20 protein-coding genes are annotated in these 23,594 nt (G+C 56.5%); 12 read left to right on the forward strand and 8 right to left on the reverse strand.

Going from position 1 to position 23,594, the window contains the following annotated elements:
• Positions 1-16 precede the first annotated feature (16 nt).
• Positions 17-2,737: a two-component sensor histidine kinase BarA gene (barA, locus tag F8R23_RS13835; RefSeq protein WP_129934271.1), complete on the forward strand. Its 2,721-nt coding sequence runs from the start codon at positions 17-19 to the stop codon at positions 2,735-2,737.
• A gap of 218 nt (positions 2,738-2,955) precedes the next feature.
• Here the strand turns inward: barA and degP are convergent, their stop codons facing one another.
• Positions 2,956-4,386: a serine endoprotease DegP gene (gene degP / locus F8R23_RS13840; RefSeq protein ID WP_129934269.1), complete on the reverse strand. Its 1,431-nt coding sequence runs from the start codon at positions 4,384-4,386 to the stop codon at positions 2,956-2,958.
• 191 nt (positions 4,387-4,577) lie between these two features.
• Complete coding sequence (gene dgt, locus F8R23_RS13845; protein WP_151415724.1) at positions 4,578-6,095, reverse strand: dGTPase; 1,518 nt, start codon at positions 6,093-6,095, stop codon at positions 4,578-4,580.
• Positions 6,096-6,223: 128 nt separating this feature from the next.
• On the opposite strand from dgt, the gene mtnN reads away from it, so the two are divergent.
• From mtnN to F8R23_RS13860, 3 genes are read left to right on the forward strand one after another with little or no spacing between them, the layout of a single operon-like run.
• On the forward strand, positions 6,224-6,925 hold the full coding sequence (mtnN, locus tag F8R23_RS13850) for a 5'-methylthioadenosine/S-adenosylhomocysteine nucleosidase (protein ID WP_112348033.1): 702 nt from the start codon (positions 6,224-6,226) through the stop codon (positions 6,923-6,925).
• Between the two features lies 1 nt (position 6,926).
• Positions 6,927-7,733 (forward strand): vitamin B12 ABC transporter substrate-binding protein BtuF, encoded by an 807-nt coding sequence (gene btuF, locus F8R23_RS13855; protein ID WP_129934266.1) that lies wholly within the window; start codon positions 6,927-6,929, stop codon positions 7,731-7,733.
• Entirely contained in the window at positions 7,733-8,347 is a 615-nt protein-coding gene (locus tag F8R23_RS13860; RefSeq protein ID WP_112348031.1) for a TRIC cation channel family protein, read from the forward strand. The genes btuF and F8R23_RS13860 overlap by 1 nt, the downstream gene beginning before the upstream one ends.
• Positions 8,348-8,445: 98 nt before the next feature.
• On the opposite strand, the gene erpA is transcribed toward F8R23_RS13860, so the two are convergent.
• Together erpA and clcA are read right to left on the reverse strand one after the other, a co-directional pair.
• On the reverse strand, positions 8,446-8,790 hold the full coding sequence (gene erpA / locus F8R23_RS13865; RefSeq protein WP_062791309.1) for an iron-sulfur cluster insertion protein ErpA: 345 nt from the start codon (positions 8,788-8,790) through the stop codon (positions 8,446-8,448).
• An 89-nt stretch (positions 8,791-8,879) separates the two neighbouring features.
• Positions 8,880-10,319, reverse strand: coding sequence for a H(+)/Cl(-) exchange transporter ClcA (clcA, locus tag F8R23_RS13870; protein WP_151415725.1), 1,440 nt, complete (start codon positions 10,317-10,319; stop codon positions 8,880-8,882).
• A gap of 179 nt (positions 10,320-10,498) precedes the next feature.
• On the opposite strand from clcA, the gene hemL reads away from it, so the two are divergent.
• Positions 10,499-11,788: a glutamate-1-semialdehyde 2,1-aminomutase gene (gene hemL, locus F8R23_RS13875; protein ID WP_112348029.1), complete on the forward strand. Its 1,290-nt coding sequence runs from the start codon at positions 10,499-10,501 to the stop codon at positions 11,786-11,788.
• 60 nt (positions 11,789-11,848) lie between these two features.
• Here the strand turns inward: hemL and ampE are convergent, their stop codons facing one another.
• Positions 11,849-12,703, reverse strand: a complete 855-nt coding sequence (gene ampE, locus F8R23_RS13880) for a beta-lactamase regulator AmpE (protein WP_129934262.1) — start codon at positions 12,701-12,703, stop codon at positions 11,849-11,851.
• A gap of 215 nt (positions 12,704-12,918) precedes the next feature.
• Between ampE and nadC the strand changes: the two genes are divergently transcribed.
• The 4 genes from nadC to hofC all read left to right on the forward strand — a co-directional run bounded on the left by nadC (position 12,919) and on the right by hofC (position 17,096).
• Positions 12,919-13,809, forward strand: coding sequence for a carboxylating nicotinate-nucleotide diphosphorylase (gene nadC / locus F8R23_RS13890; RefSeq protein ID WP_151415726.1), 891 nt, complete (start codon positions 12,919-12,921; stop codon positions 13,807-13,809).
• A 199-nt stretch (positions 13,810-14,008) separates the two neighbouring features.
• Positions 14,009-14,458 carry a prepilin peptidase-dependent pilin gene (gene ppdD, locus F8R23_RS13895; RefSeq protein WP_112348027.1) on the forward strand — a complete coding sequence of 150 codons (450 nt, stop codon included), beginning with the start codon at positions 14,009-14,011 and terminating at the stop codon, positions 14,456-14,458.
• Positions 14,455-15,900: a type II secretion system protein GspE gene (gene gspE / locus F8R23_RS13900; RefSeq protein ID WP_129934259.1), complete on the forward strand. Its 1,446-nt coding sequence runs from the start codon at positions 14,455-14,457 to the stop codon at positions 15,898-15,900. The genes ppdD and gspE overlap by 4 nt, the downstream gene beginning before the upstream one ends.
• Positions 15,897-17,096, forward strand: coding sequence for a protein transport protein HofC (hofC, locus tag F8R23_RS13905; RefSeq protein ID WP_129934258.1), 1,200 nt, complete (start codon positions 15,897-15,899; stop codon positions 17,094-17,096). The genes gspE and hofC overlap by 4 nt, the downstream gene beginning before the upstream one ends.
• A 57-nt stretch (positions 17,097-17,153) precedes the next feature.
• On the opposite strand, the gene F8R23_RS13910 is transcribed toward hofC, so the two are convergent.
• Positions 17,154-18,197, reverse strand: a complete 1,044-nt coding sequence (locus F8R23_RS13910; protein WP_012005223.1) for a GMP reductase — start codon at positions 18,195-18,197, stop codon at positions 17,154-17,156.
• A 443-nt stretch (positions 18,198-18,640) separates the two neighbouring features.
• Between F8R23_RS13910 and coaE the strand changes: the two genes are divergently transcribed.
• From coaE to yacG, 3 genes are read left to right on the forward strand one after another with little or no spacing between them, the layout of a single operon-like run.
• Positions 18,641-19,255: a dephospho-CoA kinase gene (gene coaE, locus F8R23_RS13915; RefSeq protein ID WP_112348024.1), complete on the forward strand. Its 615-nt coding sequence runs from the start codon at positions 18,641-18,643 to the stop codon at positions 19,253-19,255.
• 5 nt (positions 19,256-19,260) lie between these two features.
• Positions 19,261-20,013: a cell division protein ZapD gene (zapD, locus tag F8R23_RS13920; protein WP_085120239.1), complete on the forward strand. Its 753-nt coding sequence runs from the start codon at positions 19,261-19,263 to the stop codon at positions 20,011-20,013.
• Between the two features lie 50 nt (positions 20,014-20,063).
• Complete coding sequence (gene yacG / locus F8R23_RS13925) at positions 20,064-20,267, forward strand: DNA gyrase inhibitor YacG (protein WP_112348023.1); 204 nt, start codon at positions 20,064-20,066, stop codon at positions 20,265-20,267.
• A gap of 107 nt (positions 20,268-20,374) precedes the next feature.
• Here yacG and mutT read toward each other — a convergent pair whose 3' ends face one another.
• Entirely contained in the window at positions 20,375-20,779 is a 405-nt protein-coding gene (gene mutT / locus F8R23_RS13930) for an 8-oxo-dGTP diphosphatase MutT (protein WP_085120238.1), read from the reverse strand.
• Positions 20,780-20,878: 99 nt separating this feature from the next.
• Positions 20,879-23,590: a preprotein translocase subunit SecA gene (secA, locus tag F8R23_RS13935; protein WP_112348022.1), complete on the reverse strand. Its 2,712-nt coding sequence runs from the start codon at positions 23,588-23,590 to the stop codon at positions 20,879-20,881.
• Between the last annotated feature and the right edge of the window lie 4 nt (positions 23,591-23,594).

The following is a 23,594-nucleotide window of genomic DNA, read 5'->3' on the forward strand; positions in this document are numbered from 1 at the left end:
CCCACATTGGAATCCCATGACCAAATACAGCCTGCGGGCGCGCATGATGATCCTGATTCTGGCCCCAACGCTGTTGATTGGTCTGTTGCTCAGCACTTTCTTCGTGGTGCACCGCTACAATGAATTACAGGAACAGTTGGTTGATGCCGGTGCCAGTATTATCGAACCGCTGGCGGTGGCCAGCGAGTACGGCATGACGTTCCGCAGCCGTGAGTCGGTCAGGCAATTGGTCAGCCTGTTGCACCGTCGCCATTCGGATATCGTGCGATCCATTACGGTGTTCGACGCGCAGAACAATCTGTTTGTCACCTCCAATTATCATCACAACTTTACCCAATTGCAGTTGCCGAAAGGGGTGCCTATCCCCACCGATCTGATGCTGACACGGCGTGGCGACTCACTGATCCTGCGCACCCCGATCCTGTCGGAGAGCCAATATCCGGACCAAGCCGTCAGCAGCGATCCCCAGCAGGATAACCGCCTGGGCTATGTGGCGATCGAGCTGGATCTGCAGTCGGTCCGGTTGCAGCAATACAAAGAGGTGTTTGTCTCCACCCTGCTGCTGCTGTTGTGCATGTGTATCGCCATTCTGTTTGCTTACCGCCTGATGCGTGACGTCACCGGCCCGATCCGCAATATGGTGAACACCGTTGACCGCATCCGCCGTGGCCAGCTCGACAGTCGGGTCGAAGGCTTTATGCTCGGCGAACTGCACATGCTGAAAAACGGCATCAACTCGATGGCGATGTCGCTAACCGCTTACCATGAAGAGATGCAGCAAAATATCGATCAGGCCACCTCCGACCTGCGCGAAACGCTGGAGCAGATGGAGATCCAGAACGTTGAGCTGGACCTGGCAAAAAAACGCGCACAGGAAGCGGCGCGTATCAAATCCGAATTCCTGGCGAACATGTCGCACGAGCTGCGGACCCCGCTCAACGGCGTGATCGGCTTTACCCGCCAGATGCTGAAAACCGAGATGAGCGTCACCCAGACCGACTATCTGCAAACCATCGAGCGCTCGGCCAACAACCTGCTGACCATCATCAACGACGTGCTGGACTTCTCCAAGCTGGAGGCCGGCAAGCTGGTGCTGGAGCATATCCCGTTCTCGCTGCGTGAGACGCTGGACGAAGTGATAGTGCTGCTGGCCCCCAGCGCCCATGAGAAAGGGCTGGAACTGACGCTGGATGTGCACAACGACGTACCGGAGCAGGTGATTGGCGATTCACTGCGACTGCAACAGATCATTACCAACCTGTTGGGCAACGCGATCAAATTTACCGAGACCGGCAACATCGATATCCGCGTCGAGCTACGTGGCCAGCAGGATCGCCAGATGGAGCTGGAAGTGCAGATCCATGACACTGGCATTGGCATCTCCGAACGGCAGCAGTCGCAGCTGTTCCAGGCGTTTCGTCAGGCGGATGCCAGTATTTCACGCCGCCACGGCGGTACCGGCCTGGGGCTGGTGATCACCCAGAAGCTGGTGAAGGAAATGGGGGGCGATATCTGCTTCCACAGCCAATTGAACCGCGGTTCGACCTTCTGGTTCCATATCACTCTTGATCTGCATGAAGGCATGCTGTCGCTGCCGTCAAACCTGCCGGATCTGCAAGGTAAGACCCTGGGCTATATCGAAGCCAACCCGATGGCGGCACAGGCGACGCTGAATATGCTGAGCGTCACCCATTTGGTGATCACCCATTCGCCAACGCTGGCCCAGTTACCGAAGAAAAATTACGACTTCCTGCTGGTGGGAGTGCCGATCCCGTTCCGCGAAAATATGGCGCAGCACGAAAGCAAACTGTTGGCGGCATTGAAGATCGCAGACCGGGTGATTCTGGCGCTGCCCTCTCAGTCACAGATCAATGCCGAACAGCTTAAACAGCAAGGTGCGGCCGGCTGCCTGATCAAGCCGATCACCAGCAACCGTCTGTTCCCGCTGCTGCGCATGGAAACACCGCCGCGCCTCACCGCCCTGCCGGAACATAAACGCCTGCCGTTGACGGTGATGGCGGTCGACGATAACCCGGCCAACCTGAAGCTGATTGGCACTCTGCTGGCCGAACAGGTGGAGAAGACCCTGCTGTGTGAAAGTGGGGAAGAAGCGCTGCTACTGGCGCGCGACAACGTGCTGGACCTGATCCTGATGGATATCCAGATGCCCAATATTGACGGCATTCGTACCAGCGAGCTGATCCGCCAACTGCCGCATCACAATTCGACGCCGATCGTCGCCGTCACCGCCCATGCGGTTAGTGGCGAGCGCGAACATTTGTTGCAGGCCGGTATGGATGACTATCTGGCCAAGCCGATTGACGAAGCGATGCTGACCCGGGTACTGGCGCGTTATTACAGTGGCGAACCGGAGCCGATAGCGCAGCTTAATCAACCGCTGCTGTCGCTCGACTGGCCGCTGGCGCTGCGTCAGGCCGCGAACAAGCCCGATCTGGCGCATGACCTGCTACAGATGCTGCTCGATTTCCTGCCGCAGGTCAGCGGACGGGTACAAGCGATGTTGGACGGCACGCCGGATGATGGCATTCTCGATTTAATCCACAAACTGCACGGCAGTTGCAGCTACAGCGGCGTACCCCGCCTGAAACAGCTGTGTTTCTACCTTGAACAGCAACTGCGTCAGGGCATCAGTAATGATGAGCTGGAGCCGGAGTGGCTGGAACTGTTGGATGAAATTGAGCTGGTCAGCCAGGCGGCTCGCGCCCATCTGGCCTGATGCGACAGGCAACAAAAAAGGCACTCCGTCGTGGAGTGCCTGAGTTTGATAACAAAGTTGTCTTTGAATCCGAGATACCCGGGCCTAGCGCACCGAGGGGCGCTCCGGCGGGCAAGCCGCTACGACCCCTTCGGCACGCTCTCCCTAATAACGGGCTGTCAGTAGTCTGAGGCACTCCGTCGTGGAGTGCCTTGTTCGCAAGGGTTGGCTGATTAACCTTACTGCATCAGCAGATACAGCGAAGTGTCACCGCGCAGGATATTCAGCGCCAGTACCGAGGGTTTGCTGTCGAGGATTTTACGCAGTTCGCCCAGATTCTGTATCGGCTGCTGGTTAACCCCCAGGATAAAGTCGCCTTTTTTCAGGCCGATACGTGCAGCCGCGCTGCCGGCCTTGACGTTATCCACCTTCACGCCTTTCTGGCTGCCCGTCTGACCATTGCTCAGTTCGGCGCCTTCGATACCGGTGTAGATATTGCCGGATTCAACCTGAGTCTGTGAGCTTTGCTCCAGCGTGACGTCCACGGTAATCGGTTTGCCGTCGCGGATAATACCCAGCGACATTTTGCTGCCGACCGGCAAAGTACCGATTTCCGCACGGAACGACGCGAAACTGGAGATGGCTTTACCGTTCATGGTGACAATCACGTCACCGGCCTTGATGCCCGCCTTGGCAGCAGAGGATTTCGGCATTACCTGGCTGACAAATGCCCCGCGCTGCGCGTCCACTTTCATCGCTTTCGCCAGCTCAGAGTTCAGCTCAGCGCCCATAATGCCCAATTCACCGCGTTTCACCTGACCGAATTCGACCATTTGCGCCGTCAGGTTTTTCACCATGTTGCTCGGGATGGCAAAGCCAATACCGATGTTGCCGCCGTCCGGTGCCAAAATGGCGGTGTTAATGCCAATCAGTTCGCCATTCAGGTTAACCAACGCACCGCCGGAGTTACCGCGGTTAATCGCCGCATCGGTCTGGATGAAGTTCTCGTAGTTTTCGATATTCAGCCCGCTGCGGCCCAGCGCAGATACGATGCCGGAAGTGGCGGTTTCACCCAGCCCATACGGGTTGCCGATCGCGACGGTGTAATCACCTACGCGCAGTTGTTCAGAGTCTGCCATTTTGATCGCCGTCAGATTTTTAAAGTCTTTCAGTTGAATCAATGCGATATCGGAACGCGGGTCCTTACCGATCACCTTGGCGTCAAATTTGCGGCCATCGCTCAGTTGGACCTGTATTTTGTTGGCATTATCCACCACGTGGTTATTGGTTACCACATAGCCTTTGGCGGCATCAATCACCACCCCGGCACCCAGCGCCTGGAATTTCTGCTGAGTCCCCTGGCCAGGTGCACCCTGCCCACCACCCTGACACATCGGCGAAGCCTGGAACGGCGAGCCGTCCTGGCAGAACGGTGAATCGTCACCGAAGAACTGTTGGAATTGCGGTGGCATCTTCGCCGTGTTGACGGTCGTGCTGCCTTCAACATTGATGCTCACCACGGAAGGCATCACTTTTTCCAGCATCGGTGCCAGGCTTGGCAATTGCTGAGTGCTGGAAGAAGCGGTTTCTGCGGCGCTGGCCGTCATCGGCCCCATCGCCATACCAATACTGAAAGCCAATGCGCTCAGAACTAATGCGGTTTTTTTCATCTGTGTGTCTCTTATAAAGTCGTTCAGAAAGTATTACGGTCTTTGTGCATAGTCAGAACGTATTAATACCCCTAAGTTCCGGCGCAGGTTATTGGTAATAGTAAACAAATATTGTCCGTCTTTACAAAACTCGAAATAGATAACGCGCCGTCCAGTAAAGTGCTTAAAATAATATTTATTAGCTGAATGAATTATTCAGCAGCCATTAATCGCCGGTATTCGTCATAAGCATAAAGATCGGTCATACCGCTGATATAATCTTGCAGCAAACGCGCACGAAAATAATACTCGCGGATCGCCAACTGCTCGGGCGACAGGTGTTGCAGGCCTTCAATCGCTTCTATGTAAGCCAGCCGATGTTTGGTCGACAGCTTATGAAACAGACGCGTTTCGATTGGATAAGCACGATGGCTGTCTTCCTGCACTAACAGGGTAAAATCCGCCAGCGGCATTGCCAACAGCGGGCTGTAAATATCCAGCAGGCCGCTGATCACCCGGTACCCTTGCAGTTCAAGCTGTTCGACTTCCGGGTGATTAAACACGTGTTTGAACGCGACATTCTTGAATATTTTCAGCAATTGGTAAGCCGGGCTGGAATCCTCCAGCAGCGCTTGATTAAAGTTCCCCTGATAAACCGCCTCCAGATTATCAATAAACCGCTGCGCCGCATGTGGGACCAACCGCGCCACGGTGAAAACCCGTAAATACATGAAGAACTGGTCTTCGCTGCTGCGTCGCGCGCCACCGTGCGCGATCTTGCGAAATGCGCTGGCCACGGTTTTATCAAACAAATCGCCCGGCGACACCGCCCCCCATTCCTGGGTTAAATGCTGGTAAAGCTGCTCGACGGTGAAAATGTTTTTTTCCACCGCATCTTCCAGATCGGCCACGCAGTAGGAAATATCGTCAGCGGCTTCCATTATATAGGTCAATGGGAAGCGGTCGAACTCACCCATATTCAGCTCGCGCCGCAGCCGATCGACAAACGCTTCTTCCGCCAGATAAAAGCCCGGTTTTTTCATCAGGTAGTTATGGCTGGCGGGAATGTCACTGGCCCAATAGGCCGGGCGGGTATATTTCAGGATACAGCCCACCTGCGCATAGGTCAGGTTAAGTTTCAGCAGGCTGTACACCAGCCGGATCGCCTGAGCATTGCCTTCGAAATGGCTGAGGTCCTGACGGATGCGGCTGCGCAGGCGGTTAAGATCGCTCTCGCCTTCGTGTAGGCGCAATGCGCTGACCTGACAACGATCGTTACTGGCCGGCTCGCTGCCACAGCTGGCGGGATCGAGCCGCTGGGAAAACCAGTTGTTAATCGCCGACTCACCAAAGTGACCAAAGGGCGGGTTGCCGATGTCATGCATCAGACAGGCCATTTCAACAATGCTTTCAAAGGGATCCAGTAGTTTTGTCAGGCCGAGCTCATCGATTCGCCCGTCCTGTTTAAAGCGATTGAGGATCTCTTTGGCGATATGCCGCCCGACCTGCTGTACCTCCATCGAGTGTGTCAGGCGACTGCGAACCGCGGCGTTACGCTCGAGAGGAAACACCTGGGTTTTTTGCTGCAGACGGCGAATGGCGGCGGAATTGACTATGCGCCCGCGATCGCTCTCAAACTGCCGGACAATATCGTATTCTTCCTCGGCTTCAATTGGCTTGCTGAATGGCCGTTGGAAGCTGATTTTCTGCTTAAAGTCGATCCCGGACATCTGTTTCTCCGCCGTTGTATCCTGCCCCGTGATAACAATTCCCGACGGCATATGCAACGGATTATCTCTCTATGAGAGCCATGATAGACTATGGCGAAATTCCCACACCCAATCAGTGAGTGTTATTTATGAAAGTAGGCATCATCGGCGCAATGGAGCAGGAAGTCACCCTGCTGCGCGATCAAATCGAAAACCGTCAGACCCTTCAACGCGCGGGCTGTGAAATCTATACCGGCCAGATCGGCGGCGTTGACGTGGCGCTGTTAAAGTCTGGCATCGGCAAGGTTTCTGCGGCCATGGGCACCACCCTGCTGCTGGAACACTGCAAGCCGGACCTGGTGATCAATACCGGTTCCGCAGGTGGCCTGGCCAGCACGCTGAAGGTCGGCGATATCGTGGTGTCCGAAGAAGTGCGCTACCACGATGCCGACGTGACCGCCTTTGGGTACGAGCCAGGTCAGATGGCCGGCTGCCCGGCGGCGTTTGTGGCGGACGACGCGCTGATTGCGCTGGCGGAAGACTGCATCAAACAGCTGAACCTGAACGCCGTACGCGGCCTGATCTGCAGCGGCGATGCTTTCATTAACGGCGCCGAGCCGCTGGCCCGCATCCGTGCCACCTTCCCGACCGTGGCCGCGGTAGAAATGGAAGCTGCGGCGGTCGGGCACATTTGCCACCTGTTCGCTACGCCGTTTGTCGTCGTACGCGCTATCTCTGACGTGGCCGACAGTGAATCGCACATGAGTTTTGACGAGTTCCTTACCGTGGCTGCCAAGCAATCTACGCTGATGGTCAACGCCATGCTGCAAACCCTGGCTAAGCGCGGTTGATGTGACACGACGCTTTTCAGCCCTGCTGTGGCTGCTGGCCTTATGGGTGGCGCTGCCTGCCAGCGCCACCCAACGGGTGATCAGCCTGGCTCCCAACACCACTGAACTTGCCTATGCTGCCGGCATGGGCGAGACCCTGCTGGCAGTCAGTGCTTATTCCGACTATCCACCAGAGGCCAGGAAACTGGAACAAGTCGCCTCCTGGCAAGGGATCAATCTGGAGCGAGTGCTGGCATTGAAGCCGGATCTGATCCTGGCCTGGCGCGGCGGCAACCCACAGCGAGTGCTGGATCAGCTAGCCGCTTTTGGTATCCCGATCTTTTATGCCGATGCCACCACCATTGATGACATCGCCCAGCGGCTGGATGACCTGGCCCAATACAGCCCGCATCCTGAGCAAGCGCATCAGGCGGCAGACGCGATCCGTCAGCAAATTGCTGCGCTGAAAGCAAAATATCCACACAGTCAGCCACGACGGGTGCTGCTGCAATTCGGTACCCAGCCGCTGTTCACCAGCTCCGGTGCCACCTTGCAAAGCCAGGTGTTGTCGTTGTGTGGTGCAGAGAATATCTTTGCCGACAGCCGTATGCCGTGGCCGCAAATCAGCCGCGAACAGGTACTGGCTCGCCAACCGCAGGCCATCGTTATTACCGGCGACCAAAAAGAAATCGCCAGCGTGAAAGCCTTCTGGGCGCCGCAATTGCAGGTACCGGTGCTTGCGGTGAATGGCGACTGGTTCAACCGCGCCGGCCCTCGCATCATGCTGGCGGCGCAACAACTGTGCAGCCAACTGGCGGAGATCCGTTAATGCTGGTGTTTTGGCTGGATATTCTCGGCACTGCGGTTTTCGCCATTTCCGGCGTGTTGTTGGCAGGCAAGCTGCGGATGGATCCGTTCGGCGTACTGGTGCTCGGTGTAGTCACGGCGGTCGGTGGCGGCACCATCCGCGATATGGCATTAGCCAATGGGCCGGTATTCTGGGTGAAAGATCCGACCGACCTGGTGGTCGCCATGATCACCTGCGTGCTGACGCTGCTGCTGGTACGCCAGCCGCGCCGTCTGCCCAAGTGGATCCTGCCGGTGCTCGATGCCGTCGGCCTGGCCGTGTTCGTCGGTATCGGGGTCAATAAAGCCTTTGCCGCCGACGCCAGTCCGCTGGTGGCAATCTGTATGGGCGTGATCACCGGGGTCGGTGGCGGCATTATCCGTGATGTGCTGGCGCGGGAAATTCCGATGATCCTGCGAACTGAAATTTACGCCACCGCCTGCATCATCGGCGGCATTGTGCATGCTACGGCCTATGCCACCTTCGGTATGTCGCTGGAGCAGGCGATGATGCTCGGCATGGGCATCACGCTGGCGATCCGCCTGGCGGCTATTCGCTGGCACCTGAAACTTCCCGCCTTTATCCTCGAACGCTAATCCCTCCACCCGCAGTCAGACAGCAGGATGGGAATGGTAGCAATAAAAAAACCCGCAAACCGGTGAGGTTGGCGGGTTTTATACTGTTGCAGGCAAGATCAGACGCTGAACGAAGATCCGCAGCCGCAGGTAGTTTTGGCGTTCGGGTTGGTCACCACGAAGCGTGAGCCTTCCAGCCCTTCGGTATAATCGACCGAACCGCCGACCAGATATTGCAGGCTCATTGGGTCAACCACCAGCGCAACGCCCTGCTTCTCGATGGTCATGTCGCCATCGTTGACCTTGTCGTCAAAAGTGAAGCCGTACTGGAATCCGCTGCAACCACCACCGGTAATGTAAACCCGCAACTTCAGATTCGGATTTTCTTCATCAGAAATCAGGACTTTAACCTTGCTTGCTGCTGCCTCGGTAAATTGCAGGGGCAGTGCTGTTTCATCACTCATACTCTTTACTCCCAACATTGTTCTGCATCAGGTCGCTACAATGGCGGCCGGATTAATGTTAATGATTATCCAATACCTGAGTGTTCCGTTCAAGTATTCACCGCATTTGTTGTATTTTCTTTACCTGTTTTATCTGCCGCTTCGCGCATCTGCAACGCGTCCTGACGCTGTAAGGTACGGGCCAATATTGAGGAATACAACGGCTTACCCCCGAGGAACTGCGCTACCAGCGTAGCACCAAGGCAGGTAATGATCATTGGCAGTATGAGCTGGTAGTTATCGGTCATTTCCAGTACCAGCACGATCCCGGTCAGGGGCGCACGTACCGTGGCGGCAAACAGGGCGCCCATCCCGGCAATGGCAAAGGTACCGGCCTCAATGCCGTACGCCGGGAACAGGTGGGCACCGGCCAGACCAAAGGCAGTACCAAACAACGTGCCTAATGCCAGCATTGGGGCAAAAATCCCGCCCGGTGCGCCGGAGCCGAAGCATAACAGCGTGGTGATCACCCGAGTGATAAAAATAAACATCAGCATGCCGACGCTATAATTACCTGCCGCTGCGATCGGGATCAGCCCGAAGCCCCCGCCTGCCGCTTCTGGCTGGATCAGCCCCAGAATGCCGCAGATACCGCCAAGCAAGCCGCCCATCAGCAAAACCTTGCGCATTTTGCCGCCGTGCAGACGAGCGAACATGTCCTGAGTGCGGAAAATCAGCGCATTGAACATCACGCCCACCGCACCAAAGATCGCCCCGAGCACCAGATACAGCCAAAGGGTGTTAATCGGTGCCGAGGAAAGCTTACCCACTGCAATCACCGAACCTTCACCGTTGAACAGCTGGAATACCACGCTCGACATGATAACGCCGATAAACACCGCTTTAATCGAGATCAGGTTATAGCGGAACTGCGGGCGCATCTCTTCAATGATAAACAGAATACCCGCCAGCGGCGCGTTGAAGGCGGCGGAAAGGCCGGCAGCCGCACCGGTGGCCAATAGCGAATGACGTGCTTCGGCACCGCGCATGCGGAAGATATCCAGCACCATACGCCCGACATTGCCGCCCATTTGCACCGTAGGCCCTTCACGCCCCAGCACCATGCCTGCCCCCAGCGTTCCCATGCCACCGATAAACTTCACCGGGATCACTCGCCACCAGCGCACCGGGCGCAACTCTTCCAACGCCCCTTCGATCTCCGGGATACCCGAACCGCCCGCCTCCGGGGCAAAACGGTGCACCAGGTAGTACCCCAACACCGCCAACGCGGCGGAAAGAATAAAGGCCAACGGCCAAACCAGGATCCAATAATCGGCGACCTGGGCCAGCCCGGACAAACGCTGTTGCTGCACCCAATCCACCGCTTTATCAAAGGCCACGCCGAGCAAACCCGCCAAGGTTCCCACCAATGCCGCCATCAACAGGATCGCCACCGGTGTTTTATCACGGCGTATAAGCTGGCGCACCGCGTCGCTACGTTTCAGGCGCGGAGCACGCGCTAGCGGCGGTTGTTGCTGTAATTCAGTCATAATGGGTTATTCATTAATGGAATCAAATGTAATACAAATAGACCAGCTGATTATTCTAGCCTACCTGCTGACTCACTGCCCCTCTAAATAGGTATCTGACTGTGATCGTTTCATATCGGCGAACACTTCACTAGAATAGCGCGGTCAAATCATTCAAAACAGAATCCAGGAGCCGATTTATGAGCTTACACAGCAAGTCCGAAAGTCTGTATGCCCAGGCAAAACAGGTAATCCCAGGCGGGGTTAACTCTCCGGTGCGTGCATTCAACGGCGTTGGCGGTGTGCCGCTGTTTATCGAACGGGCGGACGGGGCTTACCTGTTCGACGTCGACGGCAAAGCCTATATCGACTACGTCGGTTCCTGGGGTCCAATGGTACTGGGACACAACCACCCGGCGATCCGCAACGCGGTCATCGAAGCGGCGCAGCGCGGTCTGAGCTTTGGCGCCCCCACCGAGATGGAAGTCAAAATGGCGGAGCTGGTCACCGAACTGGTGCCGACCATGGACATGGTGCGGATGGTAAACTCGGGTACCGAAGCCACCATGAGCGCCATTCGTCTGGCGCGTGGCTATACCAACCGCGATAAAATCATCAAGTTTGAAGGCTGCTACCATGGTCATGCCGACTGTCTGCTGGTAAAAGCCGGCTCCGGCGCGCTGACCCTGGGCCAGCCAAACTCACCGGGCGTGCCGGCCGACTTCGCCAAACACACCCTGACCTGCACCTTTAACGATCTCGATTCGGTACGCACCGCATTTGAACAGTACCCTTCCGAGATTGCCTGCATCATCGTCGAACCGGTCGCGGGCAACATGAACTGCGTGCCACCTCTGCCAGAATTCCTGCCTGGCCTGCGCGCACTGTGCGACAAGTATGGCGCGCTGCTAATTATTGACGAAGTCATGACCGGCTTCCGTGTGGCACTGGCCGGGGCACAGGCCTATTACGATGTGGAACCTGACCTCACCTGTCTGGGTAAAATCATCGGTGGTGGTATGCCTGTCGGCGCGTTCGGTGGCCGTCGTGAAGTGATGGCGGCGTTGGCCCCCACTGGCCCGGTCTATCAGGCGGGCACGCTGTCCGGTAACCCGATTGCCATGGCGGCCGGCTTTGCCTGTCTGACCGAGGTTTCGCAGGTCGGTGTCCACCAGACGCTGACCGAACTGACCGATATGCTGGCAACCGGCCTGCTGCACGCGGCGAAAGAAGAAAATGTCGCACTGGTGGTGAACCACGTTGGCGGCATGTTCGGCCTGTTCTTTACCGATGCGCCTGCTGTCAACAGCTACCAGGACGTGATGCAATGCGATGTCGAACGCTTTAAGCGCTTCTTCCATCTGATGCTGGAGGAAGGGGTTTATCTGGCGCCTTCGGCCTTCGAGGCCGGCTTTATGTCCATTGCCCACAGCAAGGAAGACATTCAGCGCACTGTCGATGCCGCACGCCGCTGCTTCGCCAAGCTGTAAGTTTCGACCATCCAATAAAAACGGGCGCTGAGCGCCCGTTTTTATTTTCAAATTTTGCCGTCAGAGCAAAGTGCCGTAAATCGTCAGCAGCGCCACCACCACCACGATAATCATGGTCACCTTACGTGCCAGGGTTACCGCAGCCCGCGGCGTCTGCACCGGATCCATATGCGGATCGCGTGCCAGTGAGAACTGCGCCAGCCGTGTCAGCACCTGATACGGAGAAGAATGGAGATCGCCCAGCGAAGCAAACCACGCCGGCAGGGCTCTCTCACCATGCCCAAACAGAGCGTAAGCCACGCCTGCCAGCCGCACCGGGATCCAGTCCAACCAGTTCAACAGATGATCGATACCCGACTGCGAACGCTCCAGCGGGGTATTGTGTCGCGCCAGCCAGGTCTGGTAAGCACGCAGGAAAGAGTAGCCCGCCAGCGCGATCGGCCCGTAAGGCCCACAAACCACAAACCAGAACAGCGGTGCCAGATAATAACGGAAGTTAATCCACAGCAACGCATTTTGCAGTTCGCGCAGGCGCAGCTCTTCACTGCAATCCACCGGCAAACCGTGGATCAATGCCAGCTCCTCCGCCATTTGGTCGCTGGCATGAACATCCCCCTGGCGCGCCGCTTTCAGGTAGGCGCGATAGTGTTTGCGCTTGATGCCGGCACCCACACACAACAAATCAATAACGATCCACAGCAACAGCGTCACTACGCCGAAAAACAGCCCTTGAGCCAGCCACAGGATCCCGCCGACCACCACCATCCAGGCCAGAGTCATCAGCAACGTCTGCGCCAGCGAAAAGCGGTGCAACCGATGAAACACTACCTCCAGGCGATGGTCCAACTGCCAATGCTCACCCAGCTTGAACAAACGTTCCCACGCCAGAACCAGTAACAGCGTAAACAGCGTCATTAGCGACTCCTCTCCCTTTCCATTATTCCAAGCATAGCGTCATCGGGCTTGCCGGGTTGTTCCAGAGATGCCAGATTTAAATCCCGATCAAATATCGGGCCTGGATCGGTTTTATGCCAGATTAGTTACGCGGCCACTGCGCTGCGGTGGTACTTATCATGGCAACAGAGTAGCATGTTCCCCCTACGATATTACCGTCCATTTCGGAGTTTTCTATGCCGACACGCCGCTACAGTGCCGACAGTCGCCGCACCGAGCTTCTTGAACGAATTGAAAGCGATATCCCCTATGCCGTTGCCCAGGCGCTGCGTGAAGACCTGGGGGGCGAAGTCGATGCCGAACGCGATATTACCGCGCAATTATTACCGGCCGACACCCAGACCGAAGCCACTATTATTACCCGCGAGCCCGGCATATTTTGCGGCCAACGCTGGCTGAACGAAGTCTTCATTCAACTGGGTAACCAGGTGAAGGTCGAATGGCTGGTGGCAGACGGCGATAGCCTGGTCCCCGACCAACCGCTCTGCAAACTGACCGGCCCGGCGCGGGTGTTGTTGACCGGTGAGCGCACGGCGCTGAATTTTGTACAGACGCTTTCCGGCGTCGCGACCGAAGTCAGCCGCTATGTGGCGCTATTACAGGGCACGCAAACTCGCCTGCTGGATACCCGCAAGACCCTGCCGGGGCTGCGTACCGCGCTGAAATATGCCGTACTCTGCGGCGGCGGCAGTAACCACCGGCTGGGGCTTTCCGATGCCTTCCTGATCAAGGAAAACCACATCATTGCCTCCGGTTCGATTAAAAAGGCGGTCGAGAAGGCTTTCTGGCTGCATGCCGACGTACCGGTCGAGGTAGAAGTCGAGTCGCTGGATGAATTGCAGCAGGCGCTGGACGCCGGTGCCGACATCGTCATGCTGGATAACTTCAGCGTCGAGATGATGCGTGCCGCCGTGGCGCAGACTCAGGGCCGTGCTCAACTGGAAGTGTCAGGTAACGTGACCAGTGAAACACTGCGTACCTTCGCCGAAACCGGCGTGGACTACATCTCGGTGGGCGCCCTGACCAAGCACGTAACCGCGCTCGATCTGTCAATGCGCTTTAAATAAGCTCCGCTATCCAGGCCTCCCTGGCCAGCCGGGGAGGTACTTTCTAGTCGGAAGTGCGAAGTTTGCCGCATCTTTTTCCCCTCCTCTGCAATGCTAATAAATTGCTGTGGGACTGCGCCTCAAAACCACCATAACCCGCTCGAAGCCCACGCCCTGTGCGCTTACCTTTGCTTCCACATTCACATGGAGGCAACAACAGATGGAAACACAGCGCGGTTTTACCCTGATCGAACTGATGGTGGTGATCGCCATTATCGCGATCCTGAGCGCCATAGGCATTCCCGCCTACCAGCGCTATATCCAAAAAGCAGCGATGACCGACATGCTGCAAACCATGACGCCGTATAAGCTGGCCGTTGAGCTGTGCGTGCTCGACAGCGGCGCCCCAACCGGTTGTAACGCCGGCAGCCAGGGTATCCCAACCGGTGACGCCTCACGCTATGTCAGTGCAGTCCAGGTCAACCAGGGAGTGATCTCGCTGACCGGTACTCAAACGCTGCAGGGGCTAACGGTCGTACTGACCCCCACCCAAAACACCAGCGGGCTGACGCGTTGGACACGCCAATGCACCAGCGCCAACGCCAATCTGCAGGAAACCTGTCAGGAAGTTTTCCGTTTTGACACTACCGCAACGGCACCAACGCCATGAGTACGACAATCAGCGACGAAATCCATGCACTGTGCCGGCGCTATCAAGCGCTGGCTCTCAGCGAGGACCAGCACAGCCTGAACGTAGCCCTGACGGAGGAGGCGCCACAGGCGCTGCTGTCGGCACTGCGTTTCGCCACCGGCAAGCGCATTCATTTGGAACAGTGGCCGGCAGCCCGACTGGAGCTGGAACTGAACCACCGTCAAATACAGGACGATCGCCCTGCGCAAGACGTTCCAGAAGTTGGGCCTGACATGCCCTCCTTAAACGATGACAGTGACGCACCCGTAGTCCAGTTTATCAATCAGGCGCTGCGCATCGCCATTCAACGGCGAGCCTCGGATATTCATTTCGAGCCCTACCAACAGGCTCTGCGTATCCGGCTGCGTATTGATGGGGTACTGCAGACGATAACCTCACCGCCTTTTGCGCTCGCCGCCCGCCTCACTGCCCGGCTGAAGATCATGGGGCAGTTGGATATCGCCGAGCGTCGCCTGCCGCAAGATGGCCAGCTCAGTGTGCAATTGGATAACGCCAGTTACTCGATGCGCATCGCCACCCTGCCCACGTTGCACGGCGAAAAAGTGGTGCTACGGATCCTGCAAACCGAGCGCCAGGATCTGCCGCTGGATCGGTTGGGAATGGATCCGACAGCGCTGGCGCAGTTCGCCGCCGCGTTGTCCTGCCCGCAGGGTATGATGCTGGTCACCGGCCCGACCGGTAGCGGTAAAACTGTCACGCTGTACAGCGGGTTACGCCAGTTGAATGACGCGCAAAGTAATTTATGCAGCGTCGAAGACCCGATCGAGATCCCCCTGTTCGGCGTTAACCAGACGCAAATTAATGCCAAAACCGATCTGGATTTTTCCCGCGTTTTACGCGCCTTACTGCGACAGGATCCGGACGTGATCATGATCGGTGAGATCCGCGATCGGGAAACCGCGGAGATCGCAGTGAAAGCTGCGCAAACCGGTCATCTGGTGTTATCCACCTTGCACACCAACTCCACCAGCGAAACTCTGACACGCCTGACCCATATGGGCATTCCCGGCTATCTGATTGCCGCTTGCCTGAAGCTGGTGATCGCCCAACGGCTGGTGCGTAAACTTTGCAGCCACTGTCGCTATCAGCACAGCCAACCGGTACGCTTCCCCGCGGCGATTTGGGCCACGCCCCTGCAGCCCTGGCAAGCTGACGGCTGCGAGCACTGTTTTAGCGGCTATTACGGCCGCACCGGGGTGTATGAATTGCTAACCATAACCCCGGAGGTGCAGGCCGGTCTGTTGCAGGGGGCGGCTCCTGGTCAACTGGCCGAGATCGCCCGGCAGCAAGGGCAGACCACGCTGCTGCAGGCTGGGTTAGCGCTGGTTTCGCAAGGCGTCACCTCGCTGGAGGAGGTGTACCGCATTGTCGGCAACATTGCCGGTGAGGAGGCCGTGTGAAAGCGCTGCGCCTTTTCCTCTGGCAGGCAATTGACCCGCAGGGCCAACTGCGTCAGGGCGAACTGATGAGCAGCGAAAAAAACAGGGTTAATCAGTGGCTGATCGAACAAGGACTGCAACCCTGCCAAATTAACAGCGGGAAACGCATTGCCCCCAGCCAGTGGCGCGGAGAGCCCTTGATCCAGTTCACCCGCCAACTGGCCACCCTGCTACAGGCCGGGTTGCCGCTGGTCAGCGGGTTGCAGCTGCTGGCGACAGAACACCCGTCCGCAGCCTGGCGTTGCCTGCTGCGCGAGGTGGGCGAACAGGTACGGCAAGGCCAGCCGTTTTCCGAGGTTATCGCCGGGCAACACGCCATATTCCCTTTGATCTACCGCCAGTTAATCGCCATCGGGGAACTGACGGGCCACCTGGATGAGTGCTGCCTGCAACTGGCCCAGCAACAGGAAGCACAGCAAAAATTGCAGAAGAAAATGGTTAAAGCACTGCGTTATCCCTTGTTTATCTGCGCAGTGGCGCTGTTGGTGAGCATTCTGATGTTGGTCATGGTGCTGCCGGAATTTGCCGGCGTCTACCAGTCTTTCGATGCCCCACTGCCGTGGTTTACCCAGGGACTGCTGAACCTTTCCACCCTGTTGATCCACGGCGGCCCCTGGCTGGCGGCGATACTGGGCTGCTCGCTATTTGCCTATTTTCGCCAACTGCACCCGCAACCACACTGGCGCAGACGCGAACAGGCCGTATTGCTGCGCCTGCCGCTGGTTGCACAATTGATCAAAGGCGGTTGCCTGAGCCAAATATTTCGTATTTTGGCCATGACTCAGCAGGCCGGGCTCACGCTGATTGAAGGGCTGAACGCCGCAGCGCTGTCGGTGGATAATTTATTTTACCGTCAGGCGATTGAGACGGTGCGGCAACAGATTGCACAAGGCCAGACTTTCCACAGCGCATTGGGGCAGCAGGCGCTTTTCCCCACCTTGTGTCAGCAGTTGGTGCGGGTGGGCGAAGAGTCCGGTTCGTTAGATACGCTGTTAGGCAAACTGGCGCTGTGGCATGAGCAGCAAACTTTTGAGTTAGCCGACACGCTGGCGCAAACGCTGGAACCGATATTGATGCTGGTGGTGGGTGGGATCGTCGGCACGCTGGTGATCGCCATGTACCTGCCGATATTTCAATTGGGGAACGTGTTGGGATAATGCCCGGAGAACCTTGAGTGCAGCACCGAACAGCACCCAAGGTTTGGTCAGGCTGAATCAGTTACTGCCGAACACGCGGTTTTCCTGCTCCGCAACGCGGATGAAGGTGGTACGTTTAGTCAGCTCTTTCAGACGCTCTGCACCGACATAAGTGCAAGCGGAGCGAAGGCCGCCGAGAATGTCACGGACGGTAAACTCAACCTCACCACGCAATGGCAGCTTGACGGTTTTACCTTCGGCCGCACGGTACTGAGCAACACCGCCGACGTGGCGTTTCATCGCTGACTCGGAGCTCATGCCGTAAAACAGCATGAATTTCTCGCCGTTCTCTTCCACTACGGTACCTTCGCACTCGTCATGACCCGCCAGCATGCCGCCCAACATGACGAAGTCCGCGCCGCCACCGAAGGCTTTCGCTACGTCGCCCGGTACCGAGCAGCCACCGTCACTGACGATCTGGCCGCCCAGGCCATGTGCCGCATCGGCGCACTCGATCACCGCAGACAGCTGCGGGTAGCCAACACCGGTTTTCACCCGGGTGGTACAGACTGATCCAGGGCCAATACCCACCTTGACGATATCGGCACCGGACAGGATAAGTTCTTCCACCATTTCGCCGGTGACCACGTTGCCGGCACAAATCACATGGTTCGGGCAGGCCTCGCGCGCTTTCTGCAAGAAGGCAACAAAATGCTCGGAGTAGCCGTTAGCGACGTCAATACAGATAAACTTCAGCCCCGGCGACAAGGCCAGAATTTGCTGCATCTTCACAAAATCAGCTTCTGAAGTGCCGGTTGAAACCATAACGTGGCGCAGCACCGATGCCGGTACGCGCTGCACAAATGCGGCCCATTGTTCAAGGGTGTAGTGTTTGTGTACGGCGGTGAGTACGTCGAAGGAGGCCAGGGCCTCTGCCATGCTGAAGGTGCCGACTGAGTCCATGTTGGCGGCGATAATCGGCACGCCGGACCAGCTCAAGCCAGAATGTTTGAAGGTAAACTGACGCTCCAGTTCAACTTCTGAACGGCTTTTCAGCGTGGAGCGCTTAGGGCGAATAAGCACATCTTTAAAGCCTAACTTCAAATCTTCTTCAATACGCATGACTTATGATTTCCTGGTTTATGGCGACGGATCGCAGGATAGTATTCGAACCTATACCCTATGAATTTCAAGTTGCAGCTAGGCAGCCAGCTTGTTCATCCCCAGGAGCTTACTTAAGTAAGTAACTGGGGTGAGCAAGTGCAGTCAACAACGCTGCGGCTTGAAAGGCGACGGGTAGATTAATGCCAGTTCCAGTGTCGTTATCATACTCGCTAATAATCGCCGGACAAGACTGCGAATTCTCCTTTATTTACGCTACAATCCGACAAATTTACCTGCGAATACGCAGTGTGACCTCCCGCTCATTTTCCCTTTCCGGCTGCGTTTTTTATCACCGTACGGGGCAAGCTGCCAGACAGGCGCCGCCTGCTTACTTGCACTTCTGCGCGATCGCTTTATGATTCGTCTATTATTTTTTATCAGCATCAGGTGCATTCTCTACCATGGCCTACATTGTTGCGTTGACAGGGGGTATCGGCAGCGGTAAGTCAACCGTGGCAGACGCCTTTGCCCGCCACGGCGTGATGGTGGTCGACGCGGACGTCATCGCCCGGCAGGTTGTCGAGCCTGGAACTCCAGCGCTGGCTACCATCGTCGAACGATTTGGTAATGAAATGTTGCAGTCAGACGGCACACTTAACCGTGCCGCACTGCGCCAGCGTATCTTCAGTAACCCTGACGAAAAGAGCTGGCTGAACCAACTGCTGCACCCGCTGATTCATCAGGAAACCCAACGCCAACTGGCGCAAGTCACCAGCCCCTATGCACTTTGGGTGGTTCCCCTGCTGGTGGAAAACAACCTACAGGCACGCGCCGATCGCGTGCTGGTGGTCGACGTTGACAGCGAGACTCAGTTGGCCAGAACCATCGCCCGCGACGGTATCAGTCGTCAGCAGGCACAGAACATACTGTCCGCGCAGGTCACGCGCGAGCAGCGCCTGGCCGCTGCAGATGACATAATTGATAATAGCGGCACCGCTCAGGGGATAGAGCCATTGGTTGCCGCACTGCATCGCCGTTACCTTGAGCTAGCGGCATCAGCGACCCGACAGGATTAAACTGAATGAGTGATGTTTCCCCAAGCGTTCTTTTTGAACACCCGTTGAATGAAAAAATGCGCACCTGGTTGCGTATGGAGTTTTTACTGCAGCAGTTGCATGGCCAGCGGGCATTGAGCGAAACAGCTATCGCCCTGACCTTCTTCCGCACCGTCGCCGATCTGCTCGACGTACTGGAACGCGGTGAAGTGCGTACCGAGTTACTGAAAGAGCTGGAACGTCAGCAGCAAAAGCTGCTGGCATGGGCCGATGTACCGGGCGTCGATATGTCGCTGGTGGATCAGTTACGCAACCAGTTGAAACAGCGCGCGGCGGCACTGATGTCTGCTCCCCGCCTCGGCCAATCGCTGCGTGAAGATCGGCTGATTAGCCTGGTGCGTCAACGCCTGAGCATTCCCGGCGGATGTTGCAGCTTTGATTTACCGACGCTGCACATGTGGATGCATGCCCCACAGCAAGAACGGGATGATGACGTCAGCAAATGGCAGCAAACGCTGGAGCCCCTGAACCAGGCGCTGATCATGGTGCTGGATCTGATCCGTCAGTCCGGCCCGTTTCGCAATCAGATCAGTTTGAACGGTTTCTTCCAGGATAACGCGGAAGGCGCCGATCTGTTGCGCTTGCGCATCAATCTGGCCCATCAGCTTTACCCACAGATTTCCGGCCATAAAACACGCTATGCGATCCGCTTCCTGCCGCTGGACAGTGAGCTTGGCGTGGTCCCGGAACGATTAACCTTTGAGTTGGCCTGTTGCTAACCCAATGACATAAAAACCTTTCACGCGTTGGAAGGGAGTAAGGAACAGATATGACGACCGTAGTGAAATGCCCAACCTGTGGCAAAGGCGTGGTTTGGGGTGAAGTCAGCCCGTTCCGCCCGTTTTGCAGCAAGCGCTGTCAGTTAATTGATTTGGGCGAATGGGCCGACGAAGAGAAGCGCATTCCCAGCAACAGCGATCTGTCGGAAAGCGAAGAATGGAGTGAAAGACAAATCGGTCCGGAACCGATTTGAACGCTGCTTGCAGCGGCCCTGTAAGGGTGAGACTCATGGACGAGTCGAATAAGACGATCGTTAATCGATCGTCTTTTGTCGGCCGGGTATCTGCCAGGCCGCTCGTTTTACTGTGCAGCGTTCGCCTGTGCCACCAACAGTTTGATAATACTGACATTGGCCTCCGGGAACTCCTCCTCCCGTAAATCAGCCTGCTTCACCCAGCGCATAGGCTGGCCTTCACGGCCAAAGGGTTCGCCTGCCCAACCTTCCACCAGATAAAAATTCAGCGTCACAATACGGTCGCTAAACCGGTGTTCAAGCACTTCCAGTAGCTCTGCGCGCTCGGTTTCAATGCCGGTTTCTTCCTGCAGTTCACGGTTGAGTGCCTGCTCCGGCGTCTCCCCCTGCTCAATCTTACCGCCTGGAAACTCCCAGAAGCCAGCCATATGCGAATCGGCGGCGCGTCGGGTAATAAAGATTTCCTGCTGGGCATTACGAATGATGCCAACGGCGATGTTCAGATGCTTCATCACATCCTCCTGATAGATTTGCCGGGCGCGGAAAACGCCCAAAAAACAGGGGCTCAGCATGCTGAACCCCTGGGTTTTATTGGTTAAACACTGCCGGTCTTAGTTCTGCAGACGACCGTGGCACTGTTTGTACTTTTTACCGGAACCGCATGGGCATGGATCGTTACGCCCTACTTTACGTTCCGCCGTTGCCGGCGCATTCGGATCTTCGGTGACCAGCGCGTTTTCTTCATAGTGGCTCAGCTGTTGCTGTTTGGCCAGGCGCTCAGCTTCTTCACGACGCTGCTGCTCCAGCGCTTCAACCTCTTCCGGCATCCGCACCTGAACCTTGCTCAGTACGCTGATCACTTCATGCTTCAACGATTCCAGCATGGTAGCGAACATGTTGAAGGACTCGCGCTTGTACTCCTGCTTAGGATCCTTCTGCGCATAACCACGCAGATGGATGCCCTGGCGCAGGTAGTCCATCGCCGCCAAATGCTCTTTCCACAGGGAATCCAGCGTCTGCAGCATCACGCCTTTCTCGAAGTTGCGCATCATCTCGGTGCCAACCACTTCTTCTTTGCGCAGGTATTCTTCCTTCGCTTTTTCGAGAATACGCTCACGCAGCGTTTCTTCGTGCAGCTCAGGCTCTTTATCCAGCCATTCGGCGATTGGCATATCCAGATCGAAGTCGTTTTTCAGGCGTTCTGTCAACCCCTGAATGTCCCACTCTTCTTCCAGCGACTGCGGCTGAATGTAGCCGTCGATAGTGGTCTTGAACACGTCTTCACGAATGCTGGTAATGGTTTCGCTAACGTCAGACACGTCCAGCAGTTCGTTACGCTGGCTGTAGATAGCGCGGCGCTGATCGTTGGCCACGTCATCGTACTCCAGCAATTGCTTACGAATGTCGAAGTTGCGGCTTTCCACTTTACGCTGTGCGTTGGCAATCGCCTTGGTGACCCATGGATGCTCAATAGCCTCACCCTCTTTCATACCCAGTTTACGCATCATGCTGGAAACGCGATCCGAGGCGAAAATACGCATCAGGGCATCTTCCATCGACAGGTAGAAGCGGGATGAACCGGCGTCACCCTGACGACCTGAACGGCCGCGCAACTGGTTATCGATACGGCGTGATTCATGGCGCTCGGTACCAATAATGTGCAGGCCACCCGCAGCCAATACCGCATCATGGCGGATTTTCCAGGCTTCTTTAATTTCAGCAATTTGCTGTTCGGTCGGATCTTCCAACTGTTCAATTTCGGCCTGCCAGCTGCCGCCCAACACAATATCGGTACCACGGCCCGCCATGTTGGTGGCGATAGTGACCGCACGGCTTTGGCCGGCCTGAGCTACGATGTCCGCTTCCATGGCGTGGAATTTGGCGTTCAGTACCTTGTGCTCGATACCGGCTTTGGTCAGCTCGCGAGAAACCACTTCGGATTTTTCAATCGAGATAGTCCCCACCAACACCGGTTGCCCATTGACGGTACGCTCACGGATGTCTTCAATGATTGCACCAATCTTCTCCAGCTCGGTCATGTAGACCAGATCCGGCATGTCCTTACGGATCATCGGACGGTTTGTCGGCACCACGATGGTATCCAGCTTGTAGATAGAGCTGAATTCAAAGGCTTCGGTGTCGGCGGTACCGGTCATCCCGGCCAGCTTCTCGTACAGACGGAAGTAGTTCTGGAAGGTGATGGAGGCCAGCGTCTGGTTCTCGTTCTGGATCTCCACGCCTTCTTTGGCTTCTACTGCCTGGTGCAGACCATCAGACCAGCGACGCCCCTGCATGGTACGACCGGTGTGTTCGTCAACGATAATGACTTCACCGTCTTTTACGATGTAATCAACGTCACGGGTAAACAGCACATGGGCACGCAGTGCGGCGGTCACATGGTGCATCAACATAATGTTAGTCGGTGAGTACAATGACTCGCCTTCATCCATGATGCCGGCTTCCATCAACATTTCTTCGATCAGGATCAGACCGCGTTCGGTCAGGTGCACCTGGCGGGCTTTCTCGTCAACCGAGAAATGGCCTTCGCCCTGGAAGGAATCGGAATCTTCTTTTTCCTGACGGATCAGCTTAGGGATCAGCTTGTTGACCCTGATGTACATCTCGGAGCTGTCTTCGGCCGGGCCGGAGATGATCAACGGAGTACGTGCTTCATCGATCAGGATGGAGTCAACCTCATCCACCAACGCATAGTGCAGCTTACGCTGAACGCGCTCTTCCGGGCTGAACGCCATGTTGTCGCGCAGGTAGTCGAAACCGTATTCGTTGTTGGTACCGTAGGTAATGTCGGCGGCATAGGCTTCACGCTTGGCAGGTGCAGGCATACCCGGCAGGTTAATACCGATGCTCAGACCGAGGAACTCGAACAGTGGACGGTTGTTTTCGGCGTCACGCTGTGCCAAATAGTCGTTCACTGTAACCACGTGTACGCCACGACCGCTCAGGGCGTTCAGGTAGGCAGGCAGGGTTGCGGTCAGGGTTTTACCTTCACCGGTACGCATCTCTGCGATACAGCGATCGTTCAGTACCATGCCGCCCAACAACTGCACGTCGAAGTGACGCATGCCGAATACGCGCTTGCTCGCCTCACGCACTACGGCGAAGGCTTCCGGCAGCAGGTTTTCCAGCACTTCACCCTTTTCCAGGCGTGCGCGGAACTCGTTGGTCTTGGCTTTCAGCTCGTCATCGGACAGCTTTTCCATGTCCGGTTCCATCAGACCAATCTGCTCAACCGATTTACGCATGCGGCGAAGTGTACGATCGTTACGACTACCAAAAACTTTGGTCAATAATTTCACTAACATAATG

This window comes from Serratia proteamaculans, from assembly GCF_008830365.1.
GTDB lineage: Bacteria > Pseudomonadota > Gammaproteobacteria > Enterobacterales > Enterobacteriaceae > Serratia > Serratia proteamaculans.

Coding starts and splice junctions, on each gene's coding strand:
- nadC (WP_151415726.1), top strand. CDS start 12,919: ATGCCGACACGCCGCTACAGTGCCGACAGTCGCCGCACCGAGCTTCTT.
- erpA (WP_062791309.1), bottom strand. CDS start 8,790: ATGAGTGATGAAACAGCACTGCCCCTGCAATTTACCGAGGCAGCAGCA.
- yacG (WP_112348023.1), top strand. CDS start 20,064: ATGACGACCGTAGTGAAATGCCCAACCTGTGGCAAAGGCGTGGTTTGG.
- ampE (WP_129934262.1), bottom strand. CDS start 12,703: ATGACGCTGTTTACGCTGTTACTGGTTCTGGCGTGGGAACGTTTGTTC.
- mtnN (WP_112348033.1), top strand. CDS start 6,224: ATGAAAGTAGGCATCATCGGCGCAATGGAGCAGGAAGTCACCCTGCTG.
- coaE (WP_112348024.1), top strand. CDS start 18,641: ATGGCCTACATTGTTGCGTTGACAGGGGGTATCGGCAGCGGTAAGTCA.
- clcA (WP_151415725.1), bottom strand. CDS start 10,319: ATGACTGAATTACAGCAACAACCGCCGCTAGCGCGTGCTCCGCGCCTG.
- secA (WP_112348022.1), bottom strand. CDS start 23,590: ATGTTAGTGAAATTATTGACCAAAGTTTTTGGTAGTCGTAACGATCGT.
- hemL (WP_112348029.1), top strand. CDS start 10,499: ATGAGCTTACACAGCAAGTCCGAAAGTCTGTATGCCCAGGCAAAACAG.
- F8R23_RS13860 (WP_112348031.1), top strand. CDS start 7,733: ATGCTGGTGTTTTGGCTGGATATTCTCGGCACTGCGGTTTTCGCCATT.
- degP (WP_129934269.1), bottom strand. CDS start 4,386: ATGAAAAAAACCGCATTAGTTCTGAGCGCATTGGCTTTCAGTATTGGT.
- gspE (WP_129934259.1), top strand. CDS start 14,455: ATGAGTACGACAATCAGCGACGAAATCCATGCACTGTGCCGGCGCTAT.
- barA (WP_129934271.1), top strand. CDS start 17: ATGACCAAATACAGCCTGCGGGCGCGCATGATGATCCTGATTCTGGCC.
- ppdD (WP_112348027.1), top strand. CDS start 14,009: ATGGAAACACAGCGCGGTTTTACCCTGATCGAACTGATGGTGGTGATC.
- zapD (WP_085120239.1), top strand. CDS start 19,261: ATGAGTGATGTTTCCCCAAGCGTTCTTTTTGAACACCCGTTGAATGAA.
- mutT (WP_085120238.1), bottom strand. CDS start 20,779: ATGAAGCATCTGAACATCGCCGTTGGCATCATTCGTAATGCCCAGCAG.
- dgt (WP_151415724.1), bottom strand. CDS start 6,095: ATGTCCGGGATCGACTTTAAGCAGAAAATCAGCTTCCAACGGCCATTC.
- F8R23_RS13910 (WP_012005223.1), bottom strand. CDS start 18,197: ATGCGTATTGAAGAAGATTTGAAGTTAGGCTTTAAAGATGTGCTTATT.